The organism is Gimesia sp. (genome assembly GCF_048262075.1).
GTDB lineage: Bacteria > Planctomycetota > Planctomycetia > Planctomycetales > Planctomycetaceae > Gimesia.
The window spans coordinates 16,981-33,659 of record NZ_JBLXFK010000017.1 but is presented as its reverse complement, the minus strand read 5'-3'; the positions used below and the strand labels follow the sequence as shown (position 1 = coordinate 33,659).

Genomic DNA, 16,679 nt, shown 5'->3' with positions numbered 1-16,679 from the left:
ATCGCCTCAAAAGTCTAAAAGTTGGAACTTACTATTGGCCCTGTCCTTATGAATTAATTATTCTGAAGGTCAGGGCTCCCTTCCTTGATAGCCACTTAAACGATTTTCCTTTTGTAAGAGCCATGGCAGATAATACGCTTCCCATCATCACGCCAGCAGCAGATCAGCCTGATCTGGACCAGGGACTTTACCCTGCGCGCTGGTGGCATGCAGAAGGTGAGAAAATCATCTGCGATCTTTGTCCGCGCGCCTGCGCGCTGTCAGAAAATGACCGTGGATTCTGTTTTGTCCGCCAGAACGTCGGCGGCAAGATGGCATTGACCACTTTCGGCCTCAGCACAGGCTTCTGTGTCGACCCCATCGAGAAAAAGCCATTAAACCATTTTTATCCCGGTTCCAGTGTGCTTTCCTTCGGGACCGCAGGCTGCAATCTGGGCTGTAAGTTCTGCCAGAACTGGGATATTTCCAAATCGAGAGAAATTGAACGCTTAAGCGCCCGGGCAATGCCGGACGAAATTGCCGAAGTCGCTGCCCGACTGGACTGCCAGAGTGTCGCGTTCACATACAACGATCCCATCATCTGGTCGGAATATGCGATAGAAACTTCCAAAGCCTGTCATGCCCGTGGAATTAAAACCGTGGCTGTCACAGCCGGCTACATCACCGAACAGGCCCGTGGGGATTTCTTCGAACACATCGACGCTGCGAATATTGATCTGAAAGCGTTTACCGAAGAATTCTATTACCGTATTACACTCTCACATTTACAACCGGTCCTAGATACCCTGAAGTGGCTGAAACAGGAAACGGACGTCTGGTTCGAAATCACGAATCTGATCATTCCGCAGGCGAATGATCACGACGGCGAATTTCAGCAGATGTGTGACTGGATCCTCAACGAAATCGGCCCCGACGTCCCGTTGCATTTCTCTGCTTTCCACCCCGATTTCCGGATGCGGGATCGCGGGGGTACACCGCCGGAAACGCTGATCCGTGCCCGTGAGATCGCGCTCGCCGCCGGTCTCAAATATGTTTACACCGGAAATGTGAACGATATATCCCGACAAAGCACCTACTGCCCTGAATGTCAGCAGACACTGATTGAGCGCAACTGGTATCAACTAGGCAAATATGCGTTGCAGGGAAATCGCTGTGGTTATTGTGATACGGAAATTGCTGGCCATTTTAATGATCAACCTGGCAATTGGGGTCAGAAAAGACTGCCCGTTGACATACAGTCAATTTTAAAAAACAGCCCCGTATCGCAATCACGGAACACCGATCCTCAGAAAGGTCCTTCGACGATGCAGATCAATCAGCCAGCACAAGCCATGAAACTCAGCAGTGATCAGGAGCAGATGCTCCTGCAGCAGGCGGCTGCCATTGTTACAGGTACCGTCACCGGAAACAGATCTCTGGAAGTCCCTCTGGCAGACCTGCAGGACAGAACCGTCAGTGGTGCCTTTGTCAGCCTGAAGCGTCAGGGGCAACTGCGATCCTGTTGTGGCAGTTTTGGCCAGCCCCTTCCGCTGGCCCAGGCCCTGCATCAGGCGGCTGTCCGTGCGGCAAAAGATGATCCCCGCTTCCCTCCCATTTCCCCCAGCGAACTGGCTCACCTTGATCTGGAAGTCTGGCTGCTGTCCGGTCTGGAAGCAGTTTCCGAACAGGGTTCCGACCGAGTGGACGCGGTGATCGTCGGACAACATGGCCTGCAGATTCGCGCCGATGGTCGTAGTGGATTGCTGCTGCCTGGCGTACCTCTTGACCATGGCTGGGATGCGGAAGAATTCCTCAATCAAACCTGTATCAAAGCAGGCCTCCCCCCGACCGCCTGGAAAGATTCGGGCACCACCTTATTGCGGTTTCAGGGTATCTCGAGTGCGGCCCGAATTGCCGAGCTCGTTGACCTCTCCACTGAGCAGCAGGTACCGTCCATCCTGGGACCACGCGAATTTGCGCAGTACCTGCAATACATTCAGTCAACGGTCGACGCATTACTCAAAGGTCAGGTTCCCTCCTATTATTGTGATGCCGTCTCCGATACGAATCTGCAGGGAGTCGCACTACTGTTATCGCGGACGGGCACGGAGGAAGAGCTGATTCTTTCGAAGTGGACCTTGAAGCAGACGTTCCCCATGCAATCCACTGTGTTTTCACTCTGTCAGCAATTGACGCAGATCATCACCAGACTGAATCTGAAATCAGGGGAGTTTCAGATTAAACTGGTACTGGCTTCGGACCCGGCGATGCATGGTACCCTGGCTCAAAACGATCTGCAGGTCTTCGATTTTCAGCAACGCAGCCTGCTACTCATTGACGGGCAGAAAAATGCCTGGTGTTATGATCGGGATCAGGAAGTGGGTAAACTGCTGGAACAGGCAAAACAGACCCTCAACAGTACTCAGCCGGAAACTGCCCAGGTCCTCAGTCTGGCAGTACAGACCGCAACATCCCGTTTTCAGATCGTAAACCGACCCCGTGCAGAACTCGGGACGGAAATCCGACCGGTGGGAGTCGCAGGAACCTTTTATCCCACCGACCCCGCCAGAATGACATCCCAGTTGGATGAATTATTCCATGAAAAAGTAGAGGCTCAACCCTGGGCTGCAGCCATGGTGCCCCACGCCGGATGGAAATATTCCGGAAAAATTGCAGCCAATGTTCTGAACCGGATTCAGCTTCCATCTACGGTGATCGTCATCGGTCCCAAACACACACGTGATGGCGTCGACTGGGCCCTCGCCCCGCATCAGGTCTGGCAGCTTCCGAATGGTAATCTGGAATCCGATCGAGGGCTGGCTCAACAACTAGTGGAACAGATCCCCGGACTGGAACTGGATGCCGCCGCCCATCGCAGCGAACATGCCATTGAAGTAGAACTCCCGTTGATTCAACGCCTGGCGCAGGATACCAAAGTCATCGGAATTGTGATCGGCAGTGGTAACCTGCAACGCTGTGAGGAGTTTGCCGAAGGACTGGCACGCGTCATTCAGGAAATGCCCGAACCGCCGCTGTTACTGATTTCCAGTGATATGAATCATTTCGCTACAGACACAGAAAATCGCCGACTGGACGAACTGGCACTCGAAAAAATACGGTCGCTTGACCCCGAAGGCCTGCTGGAAACGGTGCGCGAGCACCATATTTCCATGTGTGGCGTCCTGCCTGCGGTGATGGTGATGAAAACGCTCCAGAAGCTGGGCAAATTAAAGCAGATAGAGCAGGTAGGATATGCAACTTCGGGGGATGTGACCGGCGATCCATCCCGGGTTGTCGGCTATGCCGGCCTGTTGATCAACTGAAATACAAACTCCGTCAGTAACTGATGGATTTGCCGGGAATTACAGAAATTGATGGTGACCAACTCACCGGTTTTCCAGTAAAATCCCGACTCTGTCGTTTTTCAAACATTAAAGTATGCGTGCCAGCGGAATCGGAGTCCCGTGATATGTCTATTGGTCGAATCTCTTTTTTAACAGTATTCGCTTCCCTCATTCTGTTTTCCCATTCACTGCCGGCGGCCGACGCGCCTTCGGTCGAACTTGCGTTGACGTTCAAACCGATCCAGGAAGACATCGAAATTGAAATCCCGGATAAGACGGATTATGGTCGCTGCAAAGTCGAAGTCGAGCAGAGTAAAAAGAGTTCCGGCTGGATCGTCTATGGACCGAATGGGCAGGTGCTAAGACGCTTCGTTGATACCAATGGCGACAACGTGGTCGATCAGTGGCGGTACTTCAATCGCGGCCTGGAAGTCTATCGTGATATCGATGCCAACTATAATAATAAAGTAGATGGTTCACGCTGGATGAATCTCGCCGGGACCCGCTGGGGTATTGACCGCGATGAAGATGGTGTGATTGACGAGTGGAAAATGATTTCTGCAGAAGAAGTCACCCGCGTTGCCATGAACGCACTGGCAAAGAATGATACCAAGTCTTTCAAAACACTGATGATCACTGAAGAGGAACTGACCGACGCCGGGATTCAGAACCCCTTTGCTGACAAGATTCGTGAATCGGTCAATAGTGCTGCGAAAGATATCACAACGATGCTTTCGAAAACGAAAATGATCACACCGGATACCGTCTGGGTCCGCTTTGATGGTTCCATGCCGGGACTGATCCCTGCAGACGAAATTAAAACGAACAAAGATCTGCACGTCTTTGAAAATGTAATGGCGATTGTCGACACCAAGGGAAAAAGCGGACTTATCCAGTTTGGAGAACTGATTCGTGTGGGTAACGCCTGGCGACTGACACAGGTTCCACTGCCGATTGAAGGTGAATCCATTCAGGTGACCGAAGGCGGGATTCTGATGCAGCCAGTCGCTGGAACGAACACGTTACCGACCAACTCCACAGTCGGACTTTCCAAAGAGATGCAGGGACTGCTGGATGAACTGCAAAAACTGGATCAGAACAGTCCGACTCCGGACAAGGGGCCCCAGGCGGTCGCCCGCTATAATACCGAACGAGTCGCGATTATCGAAAAGCTGATCGCTGCTGCCAAGAATGAAGATGATCGTTCGCAGTGGACCCGACAAATGGTCGATGGTCTGGCAGCCGCCGTGCAGACTGTGGGCTACAAGGACGGCCTCAAACAGTTACAGGCCATTCGAGATCAGGTACAGAAAAAATCACAGGATCAGGATCTGATCGCGTATGTGACTTACCGCACATTACTGGCTGATTACAGCACCCAGTTACAGTCGACACAAAGCGATCAACTTCGCGATGTACAGACCTGGTGGCTGGGACAGCTGGAAGACTTCATCAAGAAATATCCCAGCTCAGATGACGCTGCTGAAGCAATGCTGCAACTGGCAGTCACACAGGAATTCAGCGGTAAAGTTGCGGAATCAAAAAAATGGTACACCAAACTGGTCGAAAGCCACGCCAATTCAGAAGCAGGCACACGTGGTGCGGGCGCCCTGCGACGTATGAATCTGTCGGGCACCGAACTGGAACTGACTGGCAATTCCTTGTCGGGAGGCAGTATCGACGCCAAGCAGTATCGGGGCAAAGCACTGCTCGTAATTTTCTGGTCGAGCTGGTGTAAACCCTGTACCGAGGATCTGCCTCAGATTCAGGAGCTGTATAACAAGTACCACAGCCAGGGATTTGACGTACTGGGAATCAACCTCGATGCGACTCCCGAACAGGCAGAAGCCTACATCAAGCAACACAAGATTGCCTGGGCTCATATCCACGAAGAAGGCGGCCTGGAAAGTGCGCCCGCTCGCGACTTCGGCGTGATCTCGCTGCCGACCATGTTCCTCGTCGATAAGTCAGGTAAAGTGGTCAACCGCAGTGCCAATGTAGCAGACCTCAAGAAGTCACTGCCCGGCTTATTGCAGCAATAATGTATCGTCAGGACAGGGAGCGAACCGCTTCTCTTCCCAGCCGGCCATCATGCAGCGCAGACGCCACCAGCACGGCGTCTGCCCCCTGCTCTGCCTGGGCCTGCAGATCGTCAAGACTGCGGATGCCGCCGCCTGTAATCAGTTTCAGCGCGGGGTGACGGCTGCGTAGCGTGCGACAGAGTATTTCTGTTCCGGTTCCCAAACCGGTCCCCACATTAGCCAGATCCAGCAGAATCATTTGATTTACGCCCTGCTGCAGACTTAATTCAGCGATCTCCAGCGGATCATTGATCGTAGCAAAGAGATTGTCTGAGGATCTGTTGCGAACAGGTTTCCCCTGCTTGAGATCCAGACTGAAGACGGTTGAGGCAGCGCCCCAGTTTTGTACCAGTTGCTTCAATTCCTGTGGCGATTCCAATGTTTCCAGCCCCGCGACAAGCGTGATGCCTTTCATCTTCGTTAAAGGTTGACTGTCAGCAGCAAAGTGCAATCCACAGTCAAGCAGAAACGTAAATCCAGCTTCGAGCAGCCCCTGATACAGTTCCAGATTGAGACGCTGTTGCTGAATCGCATCCAGGTCCGCTACATAAAATTCGTGGAAGTCAAATTCATCCCGCAAAGCGCGGGCAATTTCGACTGGATTACTGGAACGGGTCAGACCGCTTTGAATGGGTTGATAAGTTTCGCGCTGACCGGCGATACCACGAACGACGGTTTGATTCAGTATATCCAGAACCGGTATGATTTTCATAACAGACTCTCAGCAGCGTGATTCGTTCAACAGACCTGGAACCGTGTGACTCCCCTGTGAGCAGGGCTCTGTTTACAATAACAGCTCTTAAACTAAAAGTGGATCATCCACCGATGCCAATCCCTGCATCCAGACCGAATTGAAACAACCATGCAGATTCTCGAAGCAGACCTGACCAACCCGGAACATGCCAGCGCTCTGGTTTCGCTGTTAAACAGTTACGCCTGCAGTCCCGAGGGAGGCGGCACCGATTTACCTTCAGATGTGCAACACAATCTGGCGGCTGCCTTACAGGCACGCCCGGATGCCCTTGTACTCCTGGCATTCGCAGACGAGACCCCCGTCGGACTGATGACCTGTATCGAAGGTTTCTCAACGTTTGCCTGCAAACCTCTGTTGAATATCCATGATGTGTACGTTTCTGCCGATTTTCGTGGACAGGGAATCTCCAGCCAACTGTTTGCATGCGCGGAAAGCATTGCGAAAACACGGGGATGCTGTAAACTCACCCTGGAAGTCCTGCAGGGAAATCAGCGTGCCCAAGCCGTCTATTCCCACCTGGGATTTTCCGGCTATGAACTGACCCCACAGATGGGGCACGCTCTTTTCTGGGAAAAGAAACTATAACCTGTAGCGATGCCGCTTGAATGAGAAATGTCTGAAATGAAATACGATGTCGTCGGCCTGGGAACTGTCGTGGTAGACCATCTGGTACTGCTGTCGCATCATCCAGTCCAGGATGCCAAAACCAATATCATCAGTGACGCCTATCAGATCGGCGGCCCGGTCCCCACCGCCCAGGTACTATTGAGTCGCCTGGGAAAACAGTGTGCCTTTATCGGAAGTTGGGGCGACGACCAGTATGGCCCGCTGATCGCAGAAGAACTAGCCGGGGAACATCTGGATCTGTCAGGCAGCCATCAGTTGCCGGGCACCCGTTCCGGCTATGCGCAGGTCTGGATTGATGAGAGTGCCAGCACGCGTACGATCGCCTGTTACCGCCCTGAACGCTGGCTGCAGCCGGCTGATCTCGATGAATCGATACTGACACAGGCGCGTGTGGTTCACCTGGATGGCTGGCCCCAGGAGACCTGCCTGCACGCCGCCCAGATCGCGCAACAGGCGGGAGCAATCGTCAGTTTAGATGCAGGTTCACTGAAACCGGGAATGGACGTGTTAATCCCTTACCTCAATGTAATGAACTGCCCGCGACGTTTTATTTCTGAATACCTCAATACCGATGACATCCTGGCTGCAGGACCAGCCTTACTGCAACAGGGACCAGAGCTGGTCACAATCACCGATGGCGTCAACGGTGCCTGGCTGTTTACAGAGTCCGTCCATCTGCATTGTGAGGCGCTGCCTGTTCTCTCGCTGGACACGACTGGTGCAGGAGATCTCTTTTCCGGCGCGCTGCTGTATGGAATTCTGGAAGGCTGGCCTGTGGAACAGACTTTGAAATTTGCCTGCGTGACAGCGGCTCTGAAATGTGAGCGTCTGGGCAATCGGGAGGCTTTACCGACGCTGGCTGAAATCAAGGCGGTACTGCAGACTAAGGAGCTGCGTCTTTCACGACTGGATTAATGAGCGTTCCGATCCCACTGATCTCGATCGAGACGATATCGCGATCTTCCAGTGTGAATTCATCGGGGGGCACAATTCCAGTTCCCGTTAATAAAATCACACCACTGGGGAAGTCATTCTCTTTCCCCAGCCAGCCGATCAGGTCTTCCAGTCCGCGTGCCATCTCTGCGATGGACGTATCACCGCGGAAGACCTCTTCACCACCGCGTTCGATTGTCAGAGCGATCTGAGTCGCTTCCCGATCCAGAGGCTGTTCATGCAGCAGGACACAGGGTCCGAGACCACAGCACTGTTTGTAAAATTTCGCCTGAGGCAGATAGAGCGGGTTTTCCCCTTCAATATCACGGGCCGACATGTCATTACCGACCGTGTAACCGACCAGACGTAAATCAGGAGAGACAACCAGCGCCAGCTCTGGCTCAGGCACTGACCAGTCACTATCAAATCGAACTCTGACAGGCTGGTTTGGCCCACAGACCCGATTGGGAGTCGCTTTGAAAAACAGCTCGGGCCGATCTGCGGTATAGACCTGATCATAATGTGAGGCCGCTGCTTCCGATTCTTCCATCCGCGCCACCTGGCTGCGTTTGTAAGTGACTCCTGCCGCCCAGACTTCCTGATGATCGATGGGCGCCAGAAACTCGAGTTGGTTGAAAGGAACGGGAGGCAGTTCGGTATCAATCAGAAACTTCGCCAGCCCGATCGGATCGGGGGCGTGCAGAATATCAGTCAGTCGATGACAGTTTTCCACCTGTGACAGATCCAGAAGTTGAACTCCATTCGCTTCCACGATAGCGACATGTCGTTCTCCGTTTGACAATAAAACTTTAGCGAGTTTCATCTTCGTACTTCCTTCTGGTACTGGTCTAACGCGGCGAGTGTGTTTTGCATATCTTCAGGTAATGGTGCCTCAAATTTCATCGGTTTTCCACTCTGCGGATGGAAAAATTCCAAACAATACGCATGAAGGGCCTGACGTTCGATCAAAACATCAGTCTCCCGCTCTGCCGCATCTGCTTCCGCCTGACTACCGAGGCTTTTCATTTTCAAAGACTTGTGCCCGCCATAAACGCGATCCGCGACAATCGAATGACCGAGATGCTGCATGTGCACGCGTAACTGATGCGTCCGTCCTGTGCGTGGCTTAAGGCAAACATAGGTGAAGGCCTGGTAGCGTTCAATGACTTCGTAGTAAGTAAACGCGTTCCGGGCATTACCCCCTTCATCGCAGACAATCATTTTCTCCCGCGCCCGCGGGTGCACACACATGAAGGTATCGATGAAATCGGTATCAAACTCCATGCGGCCCCAGACGATAGCCCGGTACTCTTTCTGCACTTCGCGTTTTTCAAACTGGGCGCTCAGTTTCGCGTGCACCTGGTTATCCTTGGCGACAACCATGATCCCACTCGTATTCCGGTCGAGCCGATGGACGATGCCCGGCCGATACTGTCCAGCGACATCGCTCAATTTATCGAAGTGATGCTGCAACGCGCCAGCGAGAGTCCCCGCGTAATTTCCCTTGCCCGGATGCACGATCATATCCGAAGGTTTGTTGATGACAGCAATCCAGTCGTCTTCGTAGACGATATCGATGGGAATGTCTTCGGGAGGCAGTCGGTTGTCAGGCAATTCGGGCAGACGAACTGATACGCGATCATTCACACGCATACGGCGGGCTGCTTTGACAGGCAGGCCATTGACCAGCACGGCCTCCTGCTTAATCGCTGTCTGAAACAGAACGCGGGTGTAATTCGGATACAAGCGACACAGATAGTGATCGATGCGCCAGCCATGAGCGCGAGCCTCGACCGTAATTTCAATGGGCTCGCTGGAGAGTTCTGGTGGCGGTGACGAAAGTTCGTCGGACATTATGGTTTCTTTTCGGTCGCTGGTTCCGGGCTCGGCTTTTCAGCAGGTGCTTCGGTTTTCTTGGCGGGCTCTTCGGGAGTTGCCGGCTTGTCTGCAGACTTGGGTTCTGCTTTGACAGGTGCTTCCTTCACAGGAGCCTCTGGTTTCGGTGTGTCCGTTTTTTTGTCGTCGGTCTGCGGTGAGTTCGTCAAAGGCTCAGGCAGCCCGGGAAGACTTGGGAGACCTGGCAGGTCCGGAAGTCCGGGCAGATCTTCTTTAGCAGCTCCACCTGCACCGCCGGGAGTCATCCCTGGTAGAGGCATATTGAATCCAGGTTGCTGACGATCACCGGGTTTGGGTGACTGTTCGTGGAACCATTTGTAAAAGTTCTTCGTGCCTTCCTCGTCGAGGGCAGCGACTTTTTCACCATCCACTGGTTTCACACGTTGTTCGGCCAGTTTCCGGAAGATGGAATCGGGAAATTCCTGAATCAGTTTTTTGTAAAGTTCGGTGGCATTTTTCAGGTCGCCATTCGACATCGACTCTTCGGTCCGTGCCAGGCCAAACAGAGCCCGTTCCCGAATTTCGGGTCTGGTGGAAGAGGAGTCGAGCAGTTTCTGGAACTGTTCTTTGGCATCATTCAAATCACGAGTACCGGCACTACGATCGGTAAAGGAATTTCGCACTCCCGACTGCAGGTGACTTTCGGCAGCATGGATCAGCGCCCAGTCAGCGACGTTCGTGCCAGGAAATTCATCATAGACATTTTCGAAATCTTCGGTCGAATTGGCGGCAGCCAGTCGGGTCCAGGCTTCCGCTTCCTGCGAGGTCTGGCTGGTTTTCCAGGCAGAATAACCGATCACCAGCACCAGTAAGACCCCGCCGATCACCAGGGCTTTGACGCCATAGGTTTCGAGATATGGTTCTGCCTGATGTACCAGTTTGCCCAGGTCATTGGTTTGCAGTTCGTGTCTATGTTCGCTCTTCATCAGAGTCTCTCGCAGAAAATATGAAACAGTCCGAAACTCATTCTCTCACAACGAGATAAACAAGTCCATCGCGCGAGTATATTGCCCCTGAATTTATGCGTCAAGCTGATCCCCCGACTCTGGCCGGTTTCAGTGTAAAGAAATTCAGATTTTCGATTCCCGGAGCCAGAATCCAGGCCAATTCAGCGAAAAATGTGATCGCCAGACTCTTTCAGTCTCAACAGGAGTGCTCCGGAAGAATCTCACCCGCGTGTGTCCAGATTTACCGTAGTATCTTCTTCAGGCCGAATGTGAAGCAGGGATACAGGAAGAATCCCACCAGCATCACTGAGTAAATGGTAATTAATCTGATTTCCACCAGTCCCAGATCCACCACCAGTTCCAGGCACCAGGATCCCATTAGAAACAGCACCGTCGATCCCAGCAGGCAATACACTTTCCACATCTGATCCGGGCGATTGAGATAGAGCAGGAATTTCCGCAGAGCCAGGGCAAACAGAATGAAACCAACATTCCCGGCCAGCTTCAGAAACAGCGCCACAGGCAGGTCGAGCACTTCGGTATCAAAAAAAATAGTGCCAGAAAAAATCACTTTGGCACTAAAGCCGATGGCAGCCCCGATCAGTAATCTACGGGCTCCAGCCTGTTCCGGTATCGACAGACATAAAATGGTGCCGGCAAAGATGATCAAATTTCCCGAGAACGCCATTACAGGCAGGACGTTCATTAACAGGGACTGTAACTCTGTACCAAATAGAAAATACAGCACACCGACCGCCGCGAGAAAGACGAGTACACCGCCATAAATCACCAGATTGAGTCCCCGCCTGATCTGCTTTGGCGCCCCCGAGGCATCCCGAAACCATTGCTCACCGGAGGTCGACTCTGAATTTGATGCTCCCTCTGATTCTCTCATTATGGTTTCCAGATCTCTGACTTCACTCAATTCAACTGACCTTTCCAATTTGACAGGAGAACATCTTAGCAGACGCTGAACCGGTTGGTAATCCACTCCCTCTCTATTAGCAAGGTTGCCAGGAGCTAAATTAAAACATTGAAGCCCTCGCTTAAGACGAGGGCGTTAAAGCTTCTTTTAAGAGTCCCACCACGTAGGTATACATCGCCAGCACGAACATGATTCCCGTCAAGCTGATAAGTGGATTAAAAGGAGACGTGAAATAAAAGTATTCCAGAACGGAAAACAACCATTCCCCCCCCAGAATCAGAACTGTCAGATACAAAAGCAGCGTTACCTTTGATATCAGATTTGAATGATTGATATAAATCGCCAGCTTTTTCATAAACAGAATGAACAGGACCAACCCCACATCGCCAGCCAGCTTCAAGAATGTAATCATGGACTCCGTCAGGTACCCAGGGTCTAAGAGTTCCGTACCTGAATAAACCAGATTAGTGCTCAGACAGAGTGCAGCCGCAAACAGCAGGCCTTTGCCCTTCGATTCGTCAGGTACGCTCAGACAAATAACGGGACCAATAAAAAGCAACATGTATCCAACCAGATTTCCCAGTTGGAGAATCTTGATGATGGTGATCCTCACTTCTGTGGCAAACATGAAATAGACTATTCCGAAAGCGGATAAAACCACGAGTCCTATTCCGAAGTAGACAAAGCTCAATCCCAGTTTAGTCCGTTTCAAGGAAGTGGAACCTGCCTGGCTCCACTGTTCGCCGGGAGTCCGATGAGAATCTGTCGAATCTGATTCTTCCATGATCACTTTCTGTCACTTCAAGGGAGCGAACTGTGGTTAGATTATCTTCAAGACTCCCCACCACTATACAAAACATTTGAACATTGTATAGAATCATAAGATACACTATGCCAACTTGTCTGTTCAGGAATCTGAAAGACTGTGATTCCTGACCTGTATTCTTGCTCTGTACCAGGACTTGATATCAGAGGATTCACTGATGCTGTTTTTCTACCGTAAGTTGTACTCTTGCCTGCTATTTACTGCACTGGTTAGCCTGGCTGGTTGCAGTTCTGAAAATGACGCGAATCCCCCAGGTGACGGGGTGGCTCAGTCAGAAAGCAAAACAAGCCCGGAGTCTGACGACTCTCAAACAGAATCAGACGAGGTTACCACTGAACCATCCGCAGCAGAGCCTGATTTTACACTCGCAGCTACCACCCTGGCCCGGGAATACGAGAGTGACAAACCTGCAACCACGAAAAAATATGCTGGCAAACTGCTGCGTCTGACAGGCAAGGTGAATTCGTTCCACCGCACGCTTTCCGGATCTGGCCTGATGTTTTTAGACGGTCTCTCTACTGGATCAAAATCAGGGCGGGTCAAGCTGGACATGCACGAACTGGACCGCAATCCCTGGGCCAACGCCACCATCGGTCAGGAAGTGATAGTCCAGGGACGCTTCCCGGAAAACTTTTCGATCGGCCCCGAATTAGAAGAGTGCCGGTTCATTGAAGTGACAGGTGATGTAAAACCGGAATGGATTCCTGCAGAACAACTAGCAAAAACATTGTCGACTGACGCGCAACAGACAGATGAAAAGTACGAAGGAGAGTCGATCTATCTGTCAGGGACTGTCAAAAAACTCGACCTGGAAAACAGTCGCATCGAATTAGGAACGGACCAGAAACCATCCGCTGTCCTCTGGTCAGAATTTACAAATGATTTTGCTCATCTCAAACCGGGACAGGAAATCAAAGTACTGGGAGACTATGTCACGGACCGTTCCGAGAATCAGATCCCCGAATTAAATGAGATCATGCTCGTCGCGCCCCAGTGGCCTGACGGGGATCTGGAACCAACCAAGATGTATGGCAATGTTCCTCATTTTACCCCTGATCGTCTGGTGGAAGCCTATCGATCCAACCCGCGGCAGTTCATCTACCGTTATCGAAATCTGGATAAACCCCGCAAGAAAGATCTGACACTCGCCGATCTCTATGCGGAACCAAAGAATGAACTGCAGATTGAAGGTGTCATCGAAAAAGCAGTCAAAGAAGAAGGGGGCTGGTCAGTCTACTTTAAGAATTCCCAGAACCATGAAATCATTTGCGGTTTCCTGTGGCCCACCAGTCAGGAAGTCGAAGTCCTCAAACCCGGCTACAAAGTCATTGTCCGAGGAGGACTGACGCAACTGCTCGATTCGAGCCCTGATGAAGCCATCGTGTTAATGGTCTGCAAGGTAATCCCGCAATGGTGATTGAAGGTTGAACTCCCGCTTCTGCTTTATTGTGCCAACTGTTTCTGCAGGCTTTGCAGTAGTTTCACATTTGCTTCCATCTGCTGTGGGGTTGTCTCTTCCACGAGTATGGTGGATTTGAGCAAGGAGGCGATGTCTGTCTCCGGGCTGATGTGTGCCAAAAACTCAAACACTGCTCCCTTTCCCTTATATTCAGGAGTTTCTCCGGGTCTTACGATAACCTTAAAGCAGACATTCATCGACAAAGACCTCCCGGACGGGTTTCGCAGCACTTTGACAATATATTGACTGATTCCCTCGGGATTAGAATCCAGGTTAATGCTTTGCCAGTAGTAAGTACCGATTTTAAACGTGCGGTCAGGAATATCGGCCTGTACGCGAGTTGCGACGGGAGGTACCTCAGCCATCTGCTTAAGCATCTTGGGCGAGGTCTGATCTGATAAATAAGTCACGCTGCCATCAGCCATCAGGATGTGGGCGCCGTCCCAGGAGGAGTGGCCGTAGCTGTCCGGTCCATCACAGAGCTTTGTTCCCAGCGGTCGCCAGTTGAACGGATAAGCCCACGGCTGATATTTTCCAGCGACTTCACCAGCCAGCCAGTGATGCGTGATCCCTTCTCTGATCTGCTTGAGTTTCATTGAACTGTTGCGATGCAGCAGATTCGGATTTCCCAGATAAAAAGTCACACCATGACCAGCGCTGGTCCGCCCCATATGCGTTTCGGGAATCTGATAAACGGGTATCGGCTGTTCGCAGACTGGAAAATTCTCCGGACTGCTCCAGGGTAGAGAAAAATCAACCATATTGTAATAAGGACTGGCATCAAGAAAGGGCATAATCATGATCATCCAGCCATGCATGGCTAAACCATCCTCTCGGATAGTTCCTCCGGGGGGGAAGCATTGATGCGTTTCATGATAATTGTGCAACGCCAGGCCGATCTGCTTCAGGTTGTTCTTTGATGACGACCTGCGAGCCTCTTCGCGAGCGCGATGCACCGCCGGCAGCAGCAGGGCAAGTAACAGTATTATGATGCCGGCAACAACTCCCAGTTCCAACCAACGTTGTCTGGTCATGTTTTCAGATCCTCTCGTTTCGACACTCGGGGACCATTGAAGTTTTCACACTTCTCTCAATAACCATCATAGTGCCTGAATGAAGAGAGAAACAATCCCCCTGTCGGGCTGAGCTTATTTCTGCAACTGTTTTTGCAGTGCCTGCAGCGTTTTCACATTCGCTTCCAGTTGTTCCGCGGATGTCGCATGGGCGAGGGTTGTCGCCTGCAATGCAGTCGCGATGTCTGTAGTAGAATCGATTTCCAGCAGAAACTGCGGACCTTTCAGATAGAGTTTTGGATGCTGCTGCTCTTCCTCGGTCAATAAAATCTGTCGATACACGTTGATCTTGAACAATGTTTTAGCAGAGCCACTTAAGACGGACACAAAATATTGATACTTCCATTGAGGATCGTACTGCAGATCAATGCGGTCCCAGTGATAATCGCCTGACTGAAAAACTTTGTTCGGTATGTCTGTCTCAGTTTTTGTCGCGACGGGGGGTGCCGCGTCGTAGCGCTGCAGCATTCGAGATGATGTCGCATCCGTGAAAAATTTGACACTCCCGCCGGCAAACAGCAGATGTCCGCCTCCCCAATCGGGGCGACCATAGCTGGCTGGTCCCTGGCAGAGCTTTGTGCCCAACGGTCGCCAGTTGAACGGGTAACTCCAGGGTTGAAAATCACCGGTCACTTCCCCAGCGAGCCAGGTAAACGACGTACCGTTTGTCATTTCCTCGAACGTCACGTCACTATTGCGATGCAGCAGATTCGGATTTCCCATGATCTGCGTCAGCCCAAAACCGGAATCAGTATATTGCTGTTCGACGCCGGGTACTAAAACAGCGGATAACCGCTGATCGAATACATACCGGTTCGCAGTACTCTGCCAGGACTCGTTAAAATCCAGCCAGCTGTAATACGGGCTCGCATCGAGAAATGGCATAAGCATCGCGATCCACCCCTGCATCGCGGCGTCGTCCTCGCGGATGGTTCCACCGGGCGGCAGGCAGTGATGAGTGTCGTGATAATTGAAAATCGCCAGACCAATCTGTTTCAAATTATTTTTGGCAGAATTGCGGCGTGCCTGTTCACGGGCCTGGAAGACAGCCGGCATAATCAAGCCGAACGCCAGCAGTAACAGCCCCAGAACCAGGCCGATTGATATCCAGCGTTGCCAGGACATGAGAAATTTTCCTGAAAGAGAATCGATACACTCAAAACAGAACTTCTATTTGAGCAGACTCTCAGGCAAATTTCCAGTGGCCTTCCCACTTGTCAGTCCAGAGGAACTGAGCTGCCAGATGACCGTTTCTGCGGAGTTGCAGCCAGTCGAGATGCTCAATGCGGCAGACAATAACCGCAAAGTTCTGATAGCCCAATTGCGCTTCTTCATCATTAGGCAGACGGTCAAACAGATAGTCGGGCAGATTTGGTTCGGGGGCCTCAGTTCTGATACCCGGAGCAGCGACCGTAATATAGCCGCGGCGATGTTCGGGACTACTGTTCTCCCAATGTACTGCTGAGACGTCATCGTTGGCATGAACAGTCGCTGACCCACGCAGACGAATCTGTACGCGGGTAATGGAATCGTAGGCCACCCATTCCATCCAGGGAGTCTGTTTGAGTTCACTGATCTTATCGGATCGTAGATCGGTATAGCAGATCAGCTCGCGTTGTTCCGGCAGAAAGTTTCGCAACACTACAGTGCGGGCGCGGGGCCGCTCCTCAGAGACCGTTGCCAGGGTTCCCAGTCGCCAGGGATGAGTTTCCGTTTCCACGGCAGCCTGCAGATACCGCCAGGTTTGAGAAAGGATTGTGTTGACATTAGCGGGGTTAAACTCAAATTCTCTCGTCATCACAGTCCAGTCTTAAAAACAGTAAGAGTCGCTCTCT

The 16,679-nt window shown here is 51.8% G+C and carries 14 protein-coding genes and 1 pseudogene; 6 read left to right on the top strand and 9 right to left on the bottom strand.

The features are described from left to right. Positions 1-146: 146 nt before the first annotated feature. From amrS to ACN0YH_RS24380, 3 genes and pseudogenes are all read left to right on the top strand, one after another. Positions 147-1,241 (top strand): annotated as a pseudogene (amrS, locus tag ACN0YH_RS24390) (AmmeMemoRadiSam system radical SAM enzyme); the annotation flags it as partial. Positions 1,242-1,304: 63 nt separating this feature from the next. Beyond that, positions 1,305-3,302: an AmmeMemoRadiSam system protein B gene (gene amrB, locus ACN0YH_RS24385; RefSeq protein ID WP_417382271.1), complete on the top strand. Its 1,998-nt coding sequence runs from the start codon at positions 1,305-1,307 to the stop codon at positions 3,300-3,302. A 146-nt stretch (positions 3,303-3,448) separates the two neighbouring features. Further along, on the top strand, positions 3,449-5,365 hold the full coding sequence (locus ACN0YH_RS24380) for a redoxin domain-containing protein (RefSeq protein WP_417382203.1): 1,917 nt from the start codon (positions 3,449-3,451) through the stop codon (positions 5,363-5,365). Positions 5,366-5,372: 7 nt separating this feature from the next. Here the strand turns inward: ACN0YH_RS24380 and ACN0YH_RS24375 are convergent, their stop codons facing one another. Continuing rightward, positions 5,373-6,116: a HisA/HisF-related TIM barrel protein gene (locus ACN0YH_RS24375; protein ID WP_417382202.1), complete on the bottom strand. Its 744-nt coding sequence runs from the start codon at positions 6,114-6,116 to the stop codon at positions 5,373-5,375. Between the two features lie 150 nt (positions 6,117-6,266). Here ACN0YH_RS24375 and ACN0YH_RS24370 point away from each other — a divergent pair, with 150 nt between their 5' ends. Further along, a complete protein-coding gene (locus ACN0YH_RS24370) occupies positions 6,267-6,743 on the top strand; it encodes a GNAT family N-acetyltransferase (protein WP_417382201.1) in 477 nt (158 codons plus the stop codon). A gap of 27 nt (positions 6,744-6,770) precedes the next feature. Then, positions 6,771-7,700 (top strand): carbohydrate kinase family protein, encoded by a 930-nt coding sequence (locus ACN0YH_RS24365; RefSeq protein WP_417382200.1) that lies wholly within the window; start codon positions 6,771-6,773, stop codon positions 7,698-7,700. Here the strand turns inward: ACN0YH_RS24365 and ACN0YH_RS24360 are convergent. From ACN0YH_RS24360 to ACN0YH_RS24340, 5 genes are all read right to left on the bottom strand, one after another. Continuing rightward, positions 7,669-8,541 carry a fumarylacetoacetate hydrolase family protein gene (locus ACN0YH_RS24360; protein WP_417382199.1) on the bottom strand — a complete coding sequence of 291 codons (873 nt, stop codon included), beginning with the start codon at positions 8,539-8,541 and terminating at the stop codon, positions 7,669-7,671. The genes ACN0YH_RS24365 and ACN0YH_RS24360 overlap by 32 nt on opposite strands. Beyond that, entirely contained in the window at positions 8,538-9,572 is a 1,035-nt protein-coding gene (locus ACN0YH_RS24355; RefSeq protein WP_417382198.1) for an RluA family pseudouridine synthase, read from the bottom strand. Before ACN0YH_RS24355 ends, ACN0YH_RS24360 begins: the two co-directional genes overlap by 4 nt. Continuing rightward, positions 9,572-10,540 (bottom strand): hypothetical protein, encoded by a 969-nt coding sequence (locus ACN0YH_RS24350; RefSeq protein ID WP_417382197.1) that lies wholly within the window; start codon positions 10,538-10,540, stop codon positions 9,572-9,574. The genes ACN0YH_RS24355 and ACN0YH_RS24350 overlap by 1 nt, the downstream gene beginning before the upstream one ends. A 262-nt stretch (positions 10,541-10,802) precedes the next feature. After that, a complete protein-coding gene (locus ACN0YH_RS24345; RefSeq protein WP_154930605.1) occupies positions 10,803-11,456 on the bottom strand; it encodes a hypothetical protein in 654 nt (217 codons plus the stop codon). Between the two features lie 151 nt (positions 11,457-11,607). Continuing rightward, entirely contained in the window at positions 11,608-12,270 is a 663-nt protein-coding gene (locus tag ACN0YH_RS24340) for a hypothetical protein (RefSeq protein ID WP_417382196.1), read from the bottom strand. 199 nt (positions 12,271-12,469) lie between these two features. Between ACN0YH_RS24340 and ACN0YH_RS24335 the strand changes: the two genes are divergently transcribed. Further along, on the top strand, positions 12,470-13,729 hold the full coding sequence (locus tag ACN0YH_RS24335; protein ID WP_154930602.1) for a hypothetical protein: 1,260 nt from the start codon (positions 12,470-12,472) through the stop codon (positions 13,727-13,729). Positions 13,730-13,755: 26 nt separating this feature from the next. On the opposite strand, the gene ACN0YH_RS24330 is transcribed toward ACN0YH_RS24335, so the two are convergent. From ACN0YH_RS24330 to ACN0YH_RS24320, 3 genes are all read right to left on the bottom strand, one after another. Then, the gene (locus ACN0YH_RS24330) at positions 13,756-14,805 is read right to left on the bottom strand and encodes a DUF1559 domain-containing protein (RefSeq protein WP_154930599.1); all 1,050 of its coding nucleotides are present in this window, start codon (positions 14,803-14,805) and stop codon (positions 13,756-13,758) included. 114 nt (positions 14,806-14,919) lie between these two features. Beyond that, on the bottom strand, positions 14,920-15,969 hold the full coding sequence (locus ACN0YH_RS24325; protein WP_417382195.1) for a DUF1559 domain-containing protein: 1,050 nt from the start codon (positions 15,967-15,969) through the stop codon (positions 14,920-14,922). 61 nt (positions 15,970-16,030) lie between these two features. Beyond that, on the bottom strand, positions 16,031-16,642 hold the full coding sequence (locus ACN0YH_RS24320; protein WP_417382194.1) for a pyridoxamine 5'-phosphate oxidase family protein: 612 nt from the start codon (positions 16,640-16,642) through the stop codon (positions 16,031-16,033). Between the last annotated feature and the right edge of the window lie 37 nt (positions 16,643-16,679).